We start from the raw sequence: 18,426 nt of genomic DNA, 5'->3' as shown, positions 1-18,426 counted from the left end.
TGTTATTTGTTTACAAATACATTATAATCTTGTAATATAAGAATTGCATCCAAGCAAATTGTTCAAAAATAGCAGAATATTGTGGTGGTATTTATGAAGCAGCAAACACTTTTGGAACGCGGTTTCCACACCTGGAGCGAAGACTCCATCCGTATGATTATTACGTCCGGCAGGACAGCCAAAGCAACATATTTTTATACACAGGAAATTGGATATTTTAAGACCTTTTATCCATATTTTTCTGAACGCCAGAACCTGGACTCCTTTTTGATTATTTATACAGTATCCGGGAAAGGGCATCTGCAGTATGAGGGCCATGACTATACTCTCACGAAAGGACAATGCTTTTTTATTCACTGTGAACAGCATCATCTTTACCATACAGACGAAGAAGAAGACTGGGAAATTCTCTGGATTCATTTTAATGGAAACAGTGCTTTAGGATATTATAAGGAATTTACAAGAAATGAATTCCGCATCCTGAATTGCAGAGACAGCTCCTTTATGGAACGCACACTCTGGAGGATAATTCGGCTTTATAAGAAGAGAGATTTAACCACAGAGCTGGTTACTTCTAATTTGATTAATAGTATTCTGACGGAACTATTGCTTCAAACAGCTACTAACAGTGCAGATACCTTTCTTATTCCTGATTACGTGAAAGAAATTTCCCGGGAAATTAACAAAAACTTCAAATCAGAGCTTTCACTTTCTCATTTTGAAGAGCTTACTCACAGAAGCCGTTATCATATATCAAAAGAATTCAAAAGATACATGGGACTCACAATTAATGAGTATCTCATCGTAACCCGTATCTCTTATGCCAAAGAACTGCTGAAATATTCTGACTTGTCCATTCATGAGATTGCTTTCGAGACGGGTATAAATCATGTGACTCATTTTATTAATCTATTTAAAACACGGGAGGGGATTACTCCTCTTGCATATAGAAAGTCATGGAGGGATAAAATTTAAGATAAAACATGTACCTCTGTACAATGGTTAGAAAAGTGAATAAGGAATAAAAAAGGGAGGGAATTCCTTACTCAGAATTCTCTCCCTCCTTTTTATAAACCAGTATCCTACAGAACGTCAATCCACTCGCTCATATTATCTTTATCAAAGATAAACGGTGTTCCTGCAAGGACGGCTGTTCCATCTCCACTTTGGTATGCTTCGTATGTTGCAGCGTCATAGTCCCGGAATTTATCCATGCTAAATGAAGAACCAACCTTTCCGTCGAATCCATCATTAAGTGTTGCGTCTATAGCGGCTCCTGCCACTGCTCCCAGGTGAATAACATCCCACAGCATCATGTACGGGCAAACAGAATCAAATGCATTGTCATCTGATGACTTAGGCATAAAGGATTGCATTTCAGAAGGAAGCCCCAGACCTGTCAGTCTGATGTCGCTGTTTGCTGACTTAAGTGCCTGACCTGCTGCGGCAATACCTACTGTTGTAGGGGAAATGATACAGTCCACAGAATTTTCTGCAATAAATGCTTGAGCCTGGGTTGTAGACTCTGTCAAGTCATCGTTGCCATATTTCTTGTCAAGGTTCGGACTTACTTTTCCTGTATAGAAATCCTTTGCCAATTCTTTTTCCATTTCTGCAATCCATGAGTTTTGTACCGGTGTGTCTATGGATGCGGAAAGAACGCCCAGCTTGATTTCATCTCCTGAATATTTATCAAGTTCGCTCTTTACTGTTTCTTCCATCTTTCCATCCCCAGGATAATCAACACCAAGTGTGATTAATACGGCTGCCTGGATAAGATAAGACCCAATGTCTGCTGTTTCAGCTTGATTCACGTGGCAGACGCGGTATTCCGGATTTGCCTCGGAGTCGATAGATACAATAGGGATTCCTGCTTCTTTTGCCTTCTTAAATACTTCATCGTAGCCTGCGTCACCATTTGTAGAAATTGTAATAGAAGCCACCTTCTGGGTAATCAGTTCATCCAGCATCTGTACCTGTGCGGCAACTGTTGTTTCAGCAGGGCTTTTATATGCTGTTTTCTGCCCCTTTGTTTCCAAATACTCTGAAAATCCCTCATACATCAAATCTCCAAAAGTATTTCCTGTAGACTTGAACATAAATACATTTGTTCCTTCCAGAGAACCGCCGCTGGAAGCTTCTGCAGTCTTATCCCCTGCTTCTCCCCCGTTTGCCGTTTCACTTTTCGTGGTACTGCATCCTGCCAATGATGCCAGCATCATTGCGCTTACTCCTAATGCTACTAACCTCTTCCAATTTCTCATACTACTTCCTCCTTGTTTTTTATTTTATAAACAGCCTTCCGCTGCCTATATCAAAATACTAGATAAAAATACTGATTGAGTTGCGAATATTCAAGGTTACTTTACTGCAAAACGCTCTCTGGCTTTTCTTTCATCCTCCTTCTGCTCCTGCAGCCATGCTGTGCTCTGTTCTTTGCATTTCTTTTGGAGAGATGCAATCTTATCCTTATACTTTTTAATTTTTGCTGTTTTATCAGACTCGTTTAATGCAGTGTCTTTTTTTATCTCCGCCATCGCATTTTTTAAAGCTTTTACTTCTTCTGCCGTTCTGTTATTTAATGCCTCTACATTTTTATTTCCCTTATAAATCGCTTTTAACTTGATGTTGGCAATGAGCTGTCTGTTTACACTAGGAATCAGGACTGCAATAATCAGGATAAATCCTGTAACAATCTTTCTTGAATTGGCATCTACTTCCAGCAATCCAAGCGTATAAGTAAGGAATGCCATAATGAGAGTTGCGATAACAGGTCCGTAAACCTTTCCTTTTCCACCATTTGTAGATACGCCGCCCAAAACGCAGATTGCAATAGCCGTCATCTCATATCCTGTGCCCATTGTAGAAGACACACTTCCTCCCATTCTTCCTACAAAGAAAATAGAGGCAATTCCGCACATAGCGCCCATAAGGATAAATACAATTAATTTTGTCTTTCTAACATCAATACCTGAATACTGTGCACATGTTGCGTTGTTTCCGATAACATACAGCTTTCTTCCAAATCTTGATTTATGAAGTATAAAAACAAATACTGCACCCATAATCAGAAACAGAATCAATGAAAACGGGATTCCCGCAATATTCACCCATGCAACAGTTGTATAAAAACTTGGAAATACTTTCAGTACATTGACATCAAGTATAATCTTTACAATACCCCTGAACAGCATGGACGTGGCAATTGTCACAATAACCGCGGGCATTCCTATGTATGCCACACAATAACCGTTAAATGCCCCACACAGTGCTCCTGCCAGGATTCCGGCAAAGACACCGATAAAAGCGGGCATACCTGATGCGCAGCACAATCCGGTTACCATAGATGCGAAAATCATGTTGGAAGCTACCGACACATCAATATCTCCCAGCATCAGTATGAAGATCATACCCAGCACAAGAGGGCACACATCCATTCCAGACTGAATAATCGCCTGAATTGTTCCCTGTGAAAAGTAAAGATTTGTTTTTTTGACCATTAACACGATGTTAATCAAAATCAAAATATAGACCAATACCATTTCCCAGCTCACCAAAAACTTTGACAAGTTAAACCCCTGTTTTATTTCCAAATCTCTCACAGGTGGTATTTTCACATTTTTTTCTCCACTCATCAGATTAAAGCACTCCTTTCCTTCAGTGCTCTCCTTTCAGCAGAGCGTTCCATATAAATATTCAGTGCAACTGCAGCAATGATGATTGCTCCCTGGATCGCGTCTGACCATACGCTTAAACCTGGGAGAAGACTGATGAAGTATGTAATAACCGCCATCATCAAAAATCCGATGATGACTCCATCAACCTTTCCTTTTCCACCACTGATGCTTACGCCTCCGAGAATGCAGATTGCAATGGCTGTCATTTCATAACCTTCCCCTATGCTGTAGCTGCATGTCGCATAATTTGCGGTATAAAGCATTCCGCCAAGCCCTGCCAGTGCACCGCAAAGTGTCATAGCAAGAAATACGACCCGCTCCTCCCTGATACCTGCAACCTGTGATGATTCGCGGTTTGTCCCAATTGCATAAATCCTTCTTCCTCTTGATGTATATCCCAGGAAAAGAATTGCCAGGGCAAACACAAGAACCAGAATCCACAAAATTGACGGAATACCCAAGATTCTTAGTGTGGCAAACTTTAAGTACCCTTCTGTAAACTGATGGGGAAACCACCATTGTCCACCGCTGAACAAGAAGGAAAATCCTCTGAATGCATACATGGTTCCAAGCGTTGCAATCATAGGGACCATCTTGAAATAACCTACAAGAATTCCGTTAAATGCACCACACAGTGCGCCAATTACCAGTGCAAGCAGAACCCACACAACTGCCGGCACACTCGGATTTTCCGCCATCAGACGACAGCATACCACACCTGTCAGGGACAGAGTTGCTCCAATAGAGATATCAATACCTGCTGTCAGAATAACCATCATCTCACCAATTGCGAGAAGCCCATATACAGCATTGTTCTGAAGCATGTTAATAATCGAGTTCACCGAATACATCGATGGGGTAATAATTGCTGCAAGAATAAGGAGAACAACAAGTCCAAGAAGCAAACCGAAGTTTCTGTTCCCTGTCATTTTTGCAAGGATTGATTTATTACTTTCTGTAGTTCCCATTCCTAACTCTCCCTCCCATCTTCATGTTTTAAAGATGCTTCCAGAATCATTTCCTGGGTTGTGCCGTCTGTATCGAACTTTCCGGCAATCCGCCCATTTCTCATAACAACAATCCGGTCCGCCATTCCAAGAACCTCCGGCATTTCGGAGGATACCATGATAATCGCATATCCATTTGCTGTCAGTTCATTCATAATTTCATAAATGGAATACTTGGCACCAACATCGATACCCTTGGTGGGCTCATCCAAAATCAGCACTTTCAAATCACAGCTCAGCAATTTTGCAAAGACTACTTTTTGCTGGTTTCCACCTGATAAAGAAGACGGCGGAGCACTGATATCCTTTGCCTTAAGCTGAATCTTCTGGCACAATTCAATGGCATTTTTCGCCTCTGCTGCCACGTCAATTCTGCCGCCTTTTACAAACCTACTCATATCGGCAGAAGATACATTTTGATAAATGGGAAGCTCATTCACAAGTCCCTGGGTCTGTCTGTCTTCCGGCAGCAGGCCAATTCCATAATTTAATGCATCAATTGGACTGTTAATCTTTACCACCTTTCCTTCCAGTTCGAAGGAACCTGAATCTGGCGTCATAATGCCAAAAATATTCTGGCAAACCTCTGTACGTCCCGCCCCAACCAGTCCGGTCAACGCAAGAATTTCTCCTTTCCGTACATCGAAAGACACATTTTTGAAATATCCTTCCTTGGAAATGTCACTTACTTTCAGCACAACATCGCCAATTTGGGCACTCTTGGGAGGATACATCTGTGTCAATTCACGTCCAACCATCTCTGCAATTAATTTCTGGTTGGATATCTTATCCACATCCCAGCAGCCTATGTATTTTGAATCCCTAAACACCGTAACTCTGGTTGCCAGACGGTACATATCTTCAAACTTGTGTGTAATAAAAATAATAGATACCCCTTCATCCCGCAAGTGTTCTGTAATCTGGTACAGCTCTTCACATTCCCTTCTTGAAAGTGATGCTGTAGGCTCATCCATAATCAGGATTCTCGCGTCTCTTGAAAAAGCCTTTGCAATCTCTACCAACTGTTGCTGGGCAACAGAAAGTGTGCTCATTGGTTTAGATACATCAATATTTTTACTCAATGGCTCGATTAGCTCTTTTGCCCTCTGAGTCATCAGTTTCCAGTTATAAATTCCAAACTTATTCTTTATTTCCTGCCCCATGAAAATATTTTCTGTTACCGACAAATCGGGAAAAGCCGTAACATGCTGATATATGGCCGCTATCCCAAGTTTTGCCGAATCTTCCGTAGAACGAAGGGTAATTTTCTCCTTTTCCAGCAGCATCATACCGCTGTCCGGCTGATGAACTCCTGTTATTACTTTGATGAATGTAGACTTACCGGCACCGTTCTCACCCATAAGAGCATGTATCTCACCTTTTTTTAACTGAAAGTGTACGCCGTCCAACGCAGTCACACCACCGAAAGTTTTTACTACATCTTTCAGTTCCAAGATATACTCACTCATTCTGCTTTCCCCTTTCACCTTTTCGTTTTCCTGTTTGACTTCTTTCTCATATCCTCCTATCCATGCACCTAGTATCACTACCTTTCCTCTATTATTCAATATCATAAATTGTTATTTCGTTATCATAAATTGTCATTTTAAAGCATTTGTTATTTTTAATCCAAAATGTTATAATTTTTGTAGCATTTTTACAACATATGGACTGGAGAATACACATTATGGCATCACCTAAGAAAGACTTTCCGGAAAAATTTCATTCTGAAAGCTTCTCTCCAAACCCGATGGGAGATTCTTTTCCTTTTATAATTAAGGAATGTGGTTACTGCAGTGAAAAGAAATTCACTCTTGGGAAACAAAATAATTACAGTGAATACCTTCTTTTATACTCTGTTGAAGGGACAGTGCGCTATACAAAAGACAACAGAACCTTTTATGTCCAGCCTAATTCTGTTATTGTTACCTCCTGCAATACCACGCTGATTTTTACCAGGGTTTCAAAGGAGTGGAGGTATTATTATTTTATCATCAGAGGAAGCCATTCCAAGCTGTTTTATAACATGGTCCGCACCCACGATAATATTGTCTTGTGCAACCCCTTTACAAATGTGCTGGACTCTTTTATGGAGCTTTTCCATATACTGTGTGAACCTGCAGGAAATAATAATGATGGATGGAAATATATACATTCTTCTATGCTGGTACACAATATTTTTACTTCCCTTTATGATATTGTTTACGATTTGCAGGCTATAAAAGAACTGACCCCCGCACAGGAGAGCAGCATCAATGCAGCTTTGAAATATATTTCTTTGAATTATAAAGAAGAATTGAGTATAGAAACGATTTCTAACAAAGTGGGTTTCTCGAAATATTATTTTTGCAAAATATTCAAGCAGCAGATGGGAGTAACTATCCACAAGTATGTGAACGAATACCGGATAAACAAGGCGAAAGAACTACTTGCTTATTCCAAACTTTCCGTCAGCTCAATTGCCAGCAAGGTTGGCTTTAAAACCTCTCTTACCTTTTTGCGGGCCTTTGAACGTTCTGTACATATGACTCCAAGCGAATATAGAGACTATTATTAGAAAAGTGCATTCGGCACCTCAGACCCCAAAATCTGAACTAAATGTATATTGTAGACTTTAAAAAAAGTGCGGGTTCGTAAGATTATTCAAACGAACCCGCACTTCTTCGAGAGTGCGCTTCCTGCCACACTCTCTATTCTGGATAGATACACTCTATCCCCAACTCCTCAAACTTCCGAAGCCATATGTCTCCAGGCTTTTCGTCAGTAACAAGAGTCGTTATATCTTCCAGCATTCCAATTGATGTAAATGCTGTCTTATCAAACTTACTGCTGTCCACTGCAAGAATCTTCTGTTTTCCCGCTTCCAGCATTGTTTTCTTATTATTTGCATGAAGATCATCGGAATCTGTAATACCTGAAGCAAGGTCAACTCCTTTGCACGAAATAATAGTCTTATCTACATGATAGGAGCGAAGCATCCTGTCTGTCTGAGGTCCTACAAGAGCAAAGGAACCCTCTCTTGATACGCCGCCGGTGGACAGCACACTCCAATCCGGCACATCAAACAATTCAATAATGATTTCTATTGAATTTGTAATCAATGTCAAGTTCTTCTTATCTTTTAAGGCTTTTGCAATGTACACTGCTGTTGAGCTTGCATCCAGCATGATGCTGTCCCCATCGTGTATCAGGCTGTTCATCAGTTCTGCAATACGCTGCTTCCCGACTACATTGCGGTTCTTCCTGATATTAAAGGGAAGATCAATGCTCACATTTTCGTTCATTACGGCACCGCCGTAACTCTTAATAGCATAGCCGTCATTCACCAGCTTTTCTAAATCCCTGCGGATTGTTTCCTCAGACACTTCATATAACTGGCTAAGTTCACTTACCACTACACGCCGTTCAGCCTGAAGTTTTTCCAATATTTCATTACGTCTTTCTATTGCAAGCATCACATTGCCTCCCGGTATTACTGGATTTTTAAAGTTACATTACAGTTCGGCCGCAAGCCTGGTTTCGCATGGCTGAACGGTTACAAAATTGCCTCGCGGATCTGATCATCCGGATGTGCGATAATAGATGAGTCCAGATACATCCCATCTTTTGCAGCTGCAGCCTCCGCTTTTTCAATCGCAGCTTCTACAGCTGCAACCTCACCTGTCAGCATCAAATAAGATTTCCCGCACATACCGCGGGCAATTCTAAGCTCAATCAAATCAACAATTGCTGTCTTTGCGGCCTCATCTGCCGCCACGATAATAGACGCTGCATCATATGTCTCCAGTATTCCCAGAGCAGATACTTCTTCAATCTTCGAAGCTCCATAGATTGCCGGAAAAATGGATTCGTGTGGGTTTCCAAGAATAAAACTGTTAATCAGGTGCTTTCCATGCAGTGTTCTGGAAGTTTCAACTGCTGCATTTACCGCACTTAAGTCTCCTGAAATGATTACAATGTATTTTCCCGGACATACCGTTTGGGCCTCAATGATGTTCACATCAGAAGTCTTGACCATAGCATCCGCTGCCACGACACCTGCTGAAACAGTCTTATATTCTGCCATTCCAATTGCCTTACTCATTGCCTGCACGTCCTTCCTGCATTTCTATGATTATAAATCTTTCATTCACTTCACTGACCGTACCGTCAATACTTGCATGAATGCCTACACTTAATCCTTTGCCTGGTTCGGCAATCATCTGTCCTCTTGTCACCTTATCACCCATTTTTACAACCGCAGATGCAGGTGCTCCGATATGCTGGCTCAGCAATATCTTTACTTTACTGATGTGGGCTGATGACTCATCCAGAGGAGCTTCCTTGTCATAGCGGGTCAGGTCCAGCCTTGCCATCAAGCGTTCCATAGGAACTTTACGGTACTCTCTTTCCCCGCCTGCCTTTTTGGGTACAACACCTTGGGGGGGCTTTATTCCATTCGCCCGTAATCCTGCTTTATATTCTGTCATCAAAGACCTTGGTGATAACCCCTGCATGCAGGAATACATTTCACACAGGCCACAGGAAGAACAAAACATTGTATTCAAAAATATGTCCGGCTGCTGTATATCCTTACAGGTTGCTGCCCTCATGAATAAGTGCGGTTCTACAGGGTGACCCAGGAGATTTCTTGGACATAAATCTGTACACATATTACATTGGCAGCAACAGGCCGCCGCACGTTTCAAATCTATCGATGACTTTTCTCTTTTTCTCTGAATAATCAAATGCTCCTCTGGTAATACCAATATCGCATTTGTGGTTTTAGTAACCGGCTGTGAACCACTGCCGATAAAGCCCATCATCGGTCCTCCGATGAAATATACCGGGTTCTTCACCGTAACATGGCCGGCCATTCTCACTACTTCTTCCATTGTTGTGCCGAGAGGTACTCTTACCGTCACCGGATTTTCTACCTCAGCCACAACAGATACCAATTTATCTACAACCGGCAGCTTCTGGCTGACAGCTTTATATACATTATATACGGTCTCAACATTAAATACAGCTACTCCGCTTTCAATGGGGAGCCCACCCGGCTTTACCACCTTACCGGTCACTTCATAAATTAATACAACTTCATCACCCGCCGGATATACCTCATCCAACAGTCCAAGCCTGACCTCGGGGTATTCCCCGATTACTTCATTCAGTGCATCAATTGTTTTAGTATAGGCTTTCTTGATTCCAATCACAACTTCTTTGGCTCCTACAGCCTGCCCTATCATATGAAAGGTTTCAACGATTTCCTGTGCATATTTCTCTAATAATTGCCTATGTAATTTCAGCAGCGGCTCACATTCCGCACAGTTCAGGATAATTGTTTCTGCGCGTTCATCTAACTTCGCGTATGTAGGAAAGCCTGCACCACCTGCACCAACAATACCGGCTTGCTGCAATATGCTGCTCAATTCTTTCATGTCCATATCTGCTACTCCAGTCCTGTTCCATCGTCAATAATACCAACAATCGCCGCATCAACAGGTGCATCCGGCATCCCGGAACCAATTCTGGCCGCGCTTCCCTGTGCCACTAACACATAATCGCCTACACCCGCACCTATTTTATCAATCGCAATGAGTTGTTTTGCTCCTGTCTGCATATGCTCCAAAACATCCACAATCATAAGCTTGTTGCCGACTAAATTTTCACATTTGCGTGTTGAGACAACACTTCCCTTTATCTTACCTATCAGCATAACATCCTCCTTGTGCGGGTCAAAGCAGATATTTGGAATCCGCTTTTCTCTTTATTCTTGTAGGGGATGCCGCGGCATCCCCTATAATCTTAGGTATACTTATTGAACATTAATAATGCAATGAGTATACGATATCTGTACAATACTCTGTCTTATTTGATAATTCTTACTGTATCTCCTGTTACAATCCTGGCTGCATTTGCTTCATCCGTGTCAATATGCATCTCCAAGGTAAAGCTGTCATCTACACGAATCTGAACATGATTGAAAACAGTTCCTCTTTCATTATCCGCTTTTACGGATACGGTATCTCCATCATGTACCCCTGCTGCCATCGCATCCTTCGGTGCCATGTGGATATGTCTTTTGGCTATGATACATCCCTCATTCAGGTAAAGAGCTCCCTTTGGTCCCACCACTGCAACCGCAGCCGACCCGGCAATATTTCCTGACTCTCTGATTGGAGCCTTCACGCCAAGACGGATAGCATCTGTCGCAGAAACCTCTACCTGAGACTTCGTTCTCACAGGCCCTAAAATCCTGACATTTTCAATGGCCCTAAGCTTCAGACCCACAATGGTAACCAGTTCATTTGATGCATATTGTCCGCCCATCAGTTCCTTTTTCTTTGTCAGCTGATATCCTGGGCCAAACAGGACCTCTACATGTTCCTGGGTTAAATGGACATGTCTTGCGGACACTCCAACCGGCACCATGTATCCGGTATTATCAGAAGTCTTTTGCTTATCAATGGCTTCCAATACCATTTTTGTGATTAATTCTACATTGCCGTTATCCATAACTATTTAACCTGAGGAAGAATCTTTTCTACATCATTGTGTGGTCTTGGGATTACATGTGTTGCTACTAATTCTCCCAGTCTTCCTGCTGCTTCTGCGCCTGACTCAACTGCTGATTTTACAGCTCCTACGTCTCCGCGCACCATAATTGTTACAAGTCCGGAACCAATTTTTTCTGTTCCGACTAATACTACATTTGCAGCTTTAAGCATTGTGTCTGCTGCTTCGATTGATGCTACCAAACCTCTTGTTTCAACCATTCCTAATGCTTCCTGTGACATTCTTTTTTCCTCCTTTAATTGAATCTCTTCTACCTGTTCCACCTGCTGCGCCGTCTGCTTTACTCTTTGTACTGTTTTAGCGGGCGCTTTCGCCGTAGTTGTTTTCTTTGTGGATGCAGCTTTTGTTTTACCAGCCGTGCCTTTTACAGCACTGGTGGATTTGGCTGTACTCTTTTTTGCTGCCTCTTCTGGTTTAGAGGTGCCTGGGGCCTGTTCTTCACCGGTTGATTTCTTTTCTTCCGCCATCTGACTGCCTCCTAACTTACTCGGTTTGCACTGTTATTAATGATTTTGATAATCTCTTCATGGGGACTTGCAATTACCACTTGCGCTACGGGTTTCTTAATTCCATTTGCTGCGGCAGTTTCAATGGCTTGCGTTACAGCAGATACATCTCCGCGGATAATAATTGTTACAAGTCTTCCACCTAACTTTTTTTCCCAGGTAACAAACTGCACATCTGCCGTCTTGCACATAATGTCAACGGCAACAACTGCGGCTGTCACACTCGGAATTTCAAAAAATCCATACGCCTGTCCCATGAGACTGCTCCTTTACTGTAGTTCTTATACGGTTGGAAGGATCTTCTCTACATCATTGTGAGGTCTTGGGATTACATGTGTTGCTACTAATTCTCCCAGTCTTCCTGCTGCATCAGCTCCTGCCTCAACAGCCGCTTTTACAGCTCCTACATCTCCGCGTACCATAACTGTTACCAGTCCTGAACCAATTTTCTCTGTTCCTACTAATGTAACCTCAGCAGATTTTGTCATTGCGTCTGCTGCTTCAATTGCTGCTGTAAGACCTCTTGTTTCTACCATACCTAATGCCAGTTGTGCCATTTTAATTTCCTCCTAGACTTCTTCTACAAAAATTTTATTTGGTTTTCCTTTATCTAAACCGCTCAGCTTCAGCATCTTTTCTGTATCCTCTGTTGGTCTTGCAATTTCGTATTCAGCTACAATTCCTGCCAGTTCCTCTGCCTTCCTTTTAGCTGCGTCTAGTGCTGCCTGAACATCGGATACGCTTCCGCGAAACTTAATCATTACAATCAGTGGTACAGGTAATTCATCTGCATTTGCCGGTTTATTTTTATCAAAGGTCTCCAGACGTACATTTCCAGCCTTACATCCGGCATCAGCCGCCGCAAATGCTGTTGAGAGCCCGAATACCTCTAACATGCCTACTGCTTCTCCCATATCAATTCTCCTTTTTGGGATTGCTGCTATTTATTGATAATAGCAATTTTCAGTCCTTCCATTTTCAGGTTGGCCTGATGAGCTTCATTCACCTGCTCCAGCGGGAACTCATGAGTGATGAGGTCATCCATTGGAAGCCCGATTGCCTTTGCTCTCTTTAAGAAATCAAATGTTGTAGCATAATCTCTCAAAGTATATACCCAGGAACCAACCAGTGTGATTTCCTTAGAGCACAAATCAAAGTGAGGATTGATTGTTGCATCTCCTCCATTGATAAAGAATCCTAACTCACAGAGTCCTCCTCCATTGCGGATAAACTTATAAATGTTGGAGTGTGCTGCCGGTGAACCTGTACACTGGAATGCAAAATCTGCGAGATGTCCGCCAAATGCATCCTTTACACCTTCTGCAAGAGCTTCAATTCCTTTGAAGTCTTTGAAGTTTACAGACTTTTCTGCGCCCATTCTCTTGGCAAAATCCAGTCTCTTCTGTTCTCCGTCTACAGCAACAATATTTTCAATACCCATAGTACGAAGGATTGAAATACAAATCAAACCGATAGGTCCGCATCCCTGTACTACTACTCTGCTGTTGAACCTTAAAATACCTGTGGTTTTTGCCCGTTCTACCGCATGAATAAGAACTGCACACGGCTCAATGAGAATTCTGGATTTCAAATCAAGGTCACTTACATTGAAAACTGTGGAACCCTCACGAATGAGTATGTAATCTGAAAACCATCCGTTTAAATGAATGTCATCATCCGGAAGCAGTCCATATACGTCAGCGCCGCCCACGTTCTGCTTATTCAGATCATACATTGTAATGTCCGGGTCATCTTTAAAAATCATACAGGTAACAACTTTGTCCCCAACCTTCAGCTCTTTTCCGGCGCTGTCGATTTTCACATTCTTGCCCATTTTTACAATTTCGCCAGTACCTTCATGTCCTAGAACAACCGGAATCAGGCTGAATGGGTCTCTCTTGAACTCATGAGCATCTGTGCCGCACACACCGCATCCCTCTACTTTTACCAGGATGTCTCCGTCCCCAACTTCCGGTATCGGATATTCTTTTATATCATAATGCTCAAGAGCTGTCAACATAGCAACACGTGCAGTCTTAGGTACTGCTCCGCTTCCTGCTGCTGCGCCTGCCGCCGGAGTAATCTGTTTTTCCAGCATACTTTCCAGCACCTGCTTTACAACTGCTTCTACACTTGCGGAATTCATTTCCATTTTATTTCCTCCTGTTTTACCTAATGCATAAACTCTCTGCCATTACGCAGCGTCTTCTCTTTGTAAATGTACTTGCACTTGTGAGCCCCTCACCTGTTCTGCTGGCAATGGTGAATGTGCAGAAGCCTTCGCCCCCGAATCCCAGTGCCGCGTAAGATGGACCGTTCTTTACAAGAATCGCTGTATCCATTGCTTTTGCGTATTTTGTGATATTGTCTACATTTTTTGAATGGATATGTGCAGAGTGTCTGTTGCCATGCTCCAGCCAGAGTGCCTGCTCTATCGCATCATCGAAATCCTTTGCTCTGACAATACCCAGAATCGGCATCATCAGTTCTTCTTCAATTAATGGATGCTCCTTAACTCCCTCAAATATGATACACCTGATATTGCCCGGAACGCTTATTCCAATCATTCCCAGCAAAGTCCTGGCATCCTTTCCCACACACTTTCTGTTCAATCTGCCATTCTGCAAAACAACTGCTGTCAATGCATCCTGTTCCTCTTTAGTTGCCAAATAACATCCCTGTTCACTGACCATGTAGTGAATTAATTCTTCTACGACGGAAGTTACAGCCACAACTTCCTTCTCAGCAATACAAGGCAGGTTATTGTCAAATGTACATCCATTTATAATATCTTCTGCCGCTTTGCGGATATCCGCAGTCTCATCCACAAGTACCGGAGGATTACCTGCACCTGCACCGATTCCCCTCTTACCAGAGGATAAAACAGCTGTTACAACACCTGGTCCTCCTGTTGCAGCAATCAACTGGATGTCTTTATGCTTCATCATAATATTACTGGATTCCATGGTCGGTTTCTCAACGGTACATGCGATGTTATCCGGACCGCCTGCTTCTATAGAAGCTTCATTTAACATATTTACTGCATAAATAGATGTTTTAGTTGCTGCCGGATGTGGATTAAATACTACCGTATTGCCTCCCGCCAGCATCCCTATTGTATTACAGATAACTGTCTCACTTGGATTTGTACATGGTGTAATCGCACCGATAACACCAAACGGTCCCATCTCTACCAGCGTCAGCCCTCTGTCTCCTGACCATGCAGTTGTTGTGATATCTTCCGTTCCTGGTGTCTTTTCCGCAACCAACTGATGTTTTAAAATTTTATGGCCCACATTACCCATGCCTGTCTCATGTACACCCATACGTGCAAGAATCTCGGCATTTTCTACTGTCTTTTTTCTAATATTAGAAATAATTTTTTCTCTTTGATCCATGGACATTCTGCTGACAATCTTCTGTGCCTTTTTTGCAGCATCTATTGCTTCGTCCATTCCGGCAAATACGCCGCGGCTTTTGGATACTTCGGATGCAATCTGCATTTTTGCCATAACTTCCTGAACTATATCCTGAATCACCTGTTCACTTACAGACACGCTAATACCTCCTCAAAAATTTCTTTGCCATAAGCAGCAATGGCGGTATCTTCTTCGGCCGTCCCGCCGCTGACCCCTAAGGCTCCGATTATTTTACCATCTGCTTCCAACGGTTCCCCGCCGCCAAATATAACAATCTTTCCTTCATTTGTGAATTGAATTCCATATAAAGGCTGGCCCGGCTGGCTTAGATGACTAAGTGCTTCTGTCGACATCTTGAGGCTCGCTGAAGTAAATGTTTTATTTACTGCAATGTCAAAACTTGCTATGTAGGCACCATCCATAGACTGGACGGCCACAGGTCTTCCGGCCTGGTCAGAAACAGCAATTACAATACTGACTCCCATCTTAGCCGCCTTTTCCTTAACCTTCTCAATCAAGGCGTTAGCTGCCTTCAATGTCATCTTATGCTGACTGCACCTGCATACATGTCCGTTTTCCGGATGAGAACCTTTTTCTTTCATTTGATCTAACACTGCTTTCACAGCATTGGTAATATCCCGTTCGTTCATAGCAGTCCTCACTTCTAATTTTTACAATCCGAGCTGAGCCATTACTTTCTTCGTGATGGATGCAACTAAGTCTGCATCTGCAGAAGCATCAGCCGTACCTGTGCCGCATGAACTTCCGCAGCTATGGCAGCTTGGCTTGCCTTCTTTAGCGTTAGGGCATACGTTTGCAGGGTGTTTTCCCGGAAGACCAAACTGTCTTCTGATTTCATATAGTTTTTCTACCTGCTCTTTGGACAGTTCCTGTGGTCCGCCCAGCATATTTGACTGGTATAACAGACGTGCATAGAATTCCAAAGATTCCATCTTATGATAAGCATTCAGCAAGGAGTCAGAATAGGAAAGCGCTCCGTGATTTTCCAGTAATACCGCATCAAAATACTGTAAGTGCTCAGATATTGCATCTGGAATTTCTACAGTAGACGGTGTTCCATATTTTGCAATAGGAACGCATCCTAAAGCGATAACAGCCTCCGGCATGATTGGTTGTGTCAGAGGAATTCCAGCTATAGCAAATGTTGTAGCATACAGCGGGTGAGCATGTACCACAGAATTAACATCTGGTCTTTCTTTATATACACGCATATGCATTTTAATCTCTGAAGATGGCTTGAATCCCTTATTTGCCTGGATTACGTTTCCTTCTGCATCCACTTTACAAATATATTCCGGTGTCATAAAGCCTTTGCTGACACCTGTAGGCGTACATAAAAATTCATTGTCATTCAGTTTTACAGAAAAGTTACCATCATTTGCAGCAACCATGCCACGGTTGTAAACTCTCCTACCAATTTCACACATTTCTTTTTTGATTTCGTATTCGTTTTGCATCCTATTTTTCCTCCTTGGACTCTTAAAACAAAACTAAACATTTGTTTCTTGTTGTTTCTAACTCGATATTACCACACAAACCCACATCAGTCAACTTATTTTTATGTTGTTTTTATTGTACTTTTGCCGTTTTTACCTCTTTCTTCCATTTCCCAGGGAAGTACATCCCCCTCCTCCTTCAGATACTCCAGAATCTCGGGAACTCCTTCGTAATTTTTAGAATCTACATGGAAGATTTTTTTACATCCGGCAAGTTTCAGCCATCTCTCTGCCCGGTTTACATCTGCCTTCTCATCGTAGATTTTTGTCACAATCCCAATTACCTCACGGTTACACATGGCAGTACAACAGGGCGGATACAGAGAATACGGTTCCACCGCGGACAGCAAAAGCCCTACTACATCTGCTTCATAAGCGTAAAGAGCAAGAGCATATCCCAGATGCTTTGTCTGGGCATATTCGCCCGGAGTATCTATGATAACATCAAAGTTATTTACATATTGAGTTTTATGATATTGAATTTCCTCACCTTTTAACGCCTGGGTTAATGTAGTTTTTCCACATTCACTCCGGCCCATAAGTACAATTTTCTTCATAGTAAACTAAGTCCTTGTTATTTCACATACAGAAAAGCCCATCTTCTGTTTGATATATTCCAAAACTGCACAGATGGCAGCTTCTGTCTCGGAAATTGTACCCGTTATAATTAAAGTACCGCTGAATCTGTCCACAAATCCCAGTTCAATTCCTGCTGCCTTAATTGCCACATCGGCTGCAATAATTGTTGTTTCTGCCGGGCTGATAGTCAGTATACCAATCGCTGATTTACTGTACTCCGCCCCTGGATCAAGTCCCAGTTTTTCATACAAAGTGATATCAGGATTTGCAATCAGGTGGGCAATCGTAATTTCCTTGCCCGGAACCAGTTCCTGTACAATTCTTTCAGGTATTTGCTCATAATTCATCTGCCTTAACCTCCTATCTGGCATTCCATTTGGGATGCCTGCCCTGCAGCCTGCAGCAACAATTCCATCTTTTCATTTGACGGCGGCTCCACATCTTTCATCAGGTATTCTCTGCCAAGACCTTCATACTTATCCTGGCCAAGCCTGTGATACGGAAGCAGATGAATCCGCCTGACGTTACCGAGTTTCTTTGTATATTCTGCAATATCACGTATTTCCTGAACTGTATCGTTGAATCCCGGAACCACTGGTATTCGTATACTTAATTCCGGCCCGGCCGATTGTGCTATCTTCATGGCATTTTCCAGCATCAGTTCGTTGGAGCGTCCTGTATATTCTTTGTGCTTCTTTGGATTCATATGCTTAATATCCAGTAAATACTGATCCAAGTAGGGAAGAAGTCCCTCAATCACTTCATAGGGCGCACATCCCATGCTTTCCAGTGCCGTATTAATACCCACCTCACAGGCTGCTTTTAGAAGTGCTGCAGCAAACTCAGGCTGACAGAGACTTTCACCGCCCGACAGAGTAAGTCCGCCTCCGGTCTTTCTATAGTAAGTACGGTCCTTTTCCACCGTCTCCATCACTTCTTCAACTGTAACATCCCTTCCAATTACCTTGGGCTCACCCTGTACCAACATCGTTTCAATTTCATACCGCTGTGACTCAGGATTGCAGCACCAGCGGCATTTTAAAACACATCCTTTTAGAAATACAATTGTCCTGATCCCGTCTCCGTCATGTATAGAATACCGCTGTATATCAAAAATGCGGCCTTTCGTTTTCAAATAGTCATTCATGCTGCGGTTCCTTTCT

At 42.5% G+C, this 18,426-nt stretch carries 22 protein-coding genes; 2 read left to right on the top strand and 20 right to left on the bottom strand.

The features are described from left to right. Positions 1 to 93 precede the first annotated feature (93 nt). The gene (locus A8805_RS11740) at positions 94 to 975 is read left to right on the top strand and encodes a helix-turn-helix domain-containing protein (protein ID WP_109711324.1); all 882 of its coding nucleotides are present in this window, start codon (positions 94 to 96) and stop codon (positions 973 to 975) included. A 107-nt stretch (positions 976 to 1,082) separates the two neighbouring features. Here A8805_RS11740 and A8805_RS11735 read toward each other — a convergent pair whose 3' ends face one another. The 4 genes from A8805_RS11735 to A8805_RS11720 all read right to left on the bottom strand — a co-directional run bounded on the left by A8805_RS11735 (position 1,083) and on the right by A8805_RS11720 (position 6,153). Further along, complete coding sequence (locus A8805_RS11735; RefSeq protein WP_109711322.1) at positions 1,083 to 2,264, bottom strand: substrate-binding domain-containing protein; 1,182 nt, start codon at positions 2,262 to 2,264, stop codon at positions 1,083 to 1,085. A gap of 96 nt (positions 2,265 to 2,360) precedes the next feature. Continuing rightward, positions 2,361 to 3,635, bottom strand: coding sequence for an ABC transporter permease (locus A8805_RS11730; protein WP_109711320.1), 1,275 nt, complete (start codon positions 3,633 to 3,635; stop codon positions 2,361 to 2,363). Next, complete coding sequence (locus A8805_RS11725) at positions 3,635 to 4,645, bottom strand: ABC transporter permease (protein WP_109711319.1); 1,011 nt, start codon at positions 4,643 to 4,645, stop codon at positions 3,635 to 3,637. Before A8805_RS11725 ends, A8805_RS11730 begins: the two co-directional genes overlap by 1 nt. 2 nt (positions 4,646 to 4,647) lie before the next feature. Continuing rightward, entirely contained in the window at positions 4,648 to 6,153 is a 1,506-nt protein-coding gene (locus tag A8805_RS11720; protein ID WP_109711542.1) for a sugar ABC transporter ATP-binding protein, read from the bottom strand. 218 nt (positions 6,154 to 6,371) lie between these two features. Here A8805_RS11720 and A8805_RS11715 point away from each other — a divergent pair, with 218 nt between their 5' ends. Beyond that, on the top strand, positions 6,372 to 7,241 hold the full coding sequence (locus A8805_RS11715) for a helix-turn-helix domain-containing protein (RefSeq protein WP_109711317.1): 870 nt from the start codon (positions 6,372 to 6,374) through the stop codon (positions 7,239 to 7,241). A 133-nt stretch (positions 7,242 to 7,374) separates the two neighbouring features. Here the strand turns inward: A8805_RS11715 and A8805_RS11710 are convergent, their stop codons facing one another. The 16 genes from A8805_RS11710 to A8805_RS11635 all read right to left on the bottom strand — a co-directional run bounded on the left by A8805_RS11710 (position 7,375) and on the right by A8805_RS11635 (position 18,410). Continuing rightward, positions 7,375 to 8,139 (bottom strand): DeoR/GlpR family DNA-binding transcription regulator, encoded by a 765-nt coding sequence (locus A8805_RS11710; RefSeq protein ID WP_109711315.1) that lies wholly within the window; start codon positions 8,137 to 8,139, stop codon positions 7,375 to 7,377. 80 nt (positions 8,140 to 8,219) lie between these two features. Continuing rightward, entirely contained in the window at positions 8,220 to 8,768 is a 549-nt protein-coding gene (locus tag A8805_RS11705) for a BMC domain-containing protein (protein WP_109711313.1), read from the bottom strand. Continuing rightward, the gene (locus A8805_RS11700) at positions 8,761 to 10,110 is read right to left on the bottom strand and encodes a 4Fe-4S dicluster domain-containing protein (RefSeq protein WP_109711311.1); all 1,350 of its coding nucleotides are present in this window, start codon (positions 10,108 to 10,110) and stop codon (positions 8,761 to 8,763) included. The genes A8805_RS11705 and A8805_RS11700 overlap by 8 nt, the downstream gene beginning before the upstream one ends. A gap of 5 nt (positions 10,111 to 10,115) precedes the next feature. After that, positions 10,116 to 10,382, bottom strand: coding sequence for a EutN/CcmL family microcompartment protein (locus A8805_RS11695; protein ID WP_109711309.1), 267 nt, complete (start codon positions 10,380 to 10,382; stop codon positions 10,116 to 10,118). 152 nt (positions 10,383 to 10,534) lie between these two features. Next, entirely contained in the window at positions 10,535 to 11,182 is a 648-nt protein-coding gene (locus A8805_RS11690) for a phosphate propanoyltransferase (RefSeq protein WP_109711307.1), read from the bottom strand. A 2-nt stretch (positions 11,183 to 11,184) separates the two neighbouring features. Next, positions 11,185 to 11,463, bottom strand: a complete 279-nt coding sequence (locus A8805_RS11685; protein WP_109711540.1) for a BMC domain-containing protein — start codon at positions 11,461 to 11,463, stop codon at positions 11,185 to 11,187. Positions 11,464 to 11,720: 257 nt separating this feature from the next. Next, positions 11,721 to 12,005: a BMC domain-containing protein gene (locus A8805_RS11680; RefSeq protein ID WP_109711305.1), complete on the bottom strand. Its 285-nt coding sequence runs from the start codon at positions 12,003 to 12,005 to the stop codon at positions 11,721 to 11,723. A gap of 24 nt (positions 12,006 to 12,029) precedes the next feature. Next, the gene (locus A8805_RS11675; protein ID WP_109711303.1) at positions 12,030 to 12,305 is read right to left on the bottom strand and encodes a BMC domain-containing protein; all 276 of its coding nucleotides are present in this window, start codon (positions 12,303 to 12,305) and stop codon (positions 12,030 to 12,032) included. A gap of 12 nt (positions 12,306 to 12,317) precedes the next feature. After that, positions 12,318 to 12,662, bottom strand: coding sequence for a BMC domain-containing protein (locus A8805_RS11670; RefSeq protein ID WP_109711301.1), 345 nt, complete (start codon positions 12,660 to 12,662; stop codon positions 12,318 to 12,320). Between the two features lie 26 nt (positions 12,663 to 12,688). Further along, positions 12,689 to 13,900, bottom strand: a complete 1,212-nt coding sequence (locus A8805_RS11665; RefSeq protein WP_109711299.1) for a zinc-dependent alcohol dehydrogenase — start codon at positions 13,898 to 13,900, stop codon at positions 12,689 to 12,691. A gap of 16 nt (positions 13,901 to 13,916) precedes the next feature. Continuing rightward, on the bottom strand, positions 13,917 to 15,305 hold the full coding sequence (locus tag A8805_RS11660) for an aldehyde dehydrogenase family protein (protein WP_109711297.1): 1,389 nt from the start codon (positions 15,303 to 15,305) through the stop codon (positions 13,917 to 13,919). Next, complete coding sequence (locus A8805_RS11655; protein ID WP_109711295.1) at positions 15,296 to 15,817, bottom strand: GlcG/HbpS family heme-binding protein; 522 nt, start codon at positions 15,815 to 15,817, stop codon at positions 15,296 to 15,298. Before A8805_RS11655 ends, A8805_RS11660 begins: the two co-directional genes overlap by 10 nt. A gap of 21 nt (positions 15,818 to 15,838) precedes the next feature. Next, on the bottom strand, positions 15,839 to 16,645 hold the full coding sequence (locus A8805_RS11650) for a class II aldolase/adducin family protein (protein WP_109711293.1): 807 nt from the start codon (positions 16,643 to 16,645) through the stop codon (positions 15,839 to 15,841). A 101-nt stretch (positions 16,646 to 16,746) separates the two neighbouring features. Then, positions 16,747 to 17,241: a EutP/PduV family microcompartment system protein gene (locus tag A8805_RS11645; protein WP_109711291.1), complete on the bottom strand. Its 495-nt coding sequence runs from the start codon at positions 17,239 to 17,241 to the stop codon at positions 16,747 to 16,749. Between the two features lie 6 nt (positions 17,242 to 17,247). After that, positions 17,248 to 17,610 carry a BMC domain-containing protein gene (locus A8805_RS11640; protein WP_109711289.1) on the bottom strand — a complete coding sequence of 121 codons (363 nt, stop codon included), beginning with the start codon at positions 17,608 to 17,610 and terminating at the stop codon, positions 17,248 to 17,250. Between the two features lie 5 nt (positions 17,611 to 17,615). Continuing rightward, positions 17,616 to 18,410 carry a glycyl-radical enzyme activating protein gene (locus A8805_RS11635; RefSeq protein ID WP_109711287.1) on the bottom strand — a complete coding sequence of 265 codons (795 nt, stop codon included), beginning with the start codon at positions 18,408 to 18,410 and terminating at the stop codon, positions 17,616 to 17,618. Positions 18,411 to 18,426 lie beyond the last annotated feature (16 nt).

The sequence above is a fragment of the Faecalicatena contorta genome, from assembly GCF_003149105.1.
Lineage (GTDB): Bacteria > Bacillota > Clostridia > Lachnospirales > Lachnospiraceae > Muricomes > Muricomes contortus_C.
This window is presented reverse-complemented; position numbering and strand designations above follow the sequence as displayed.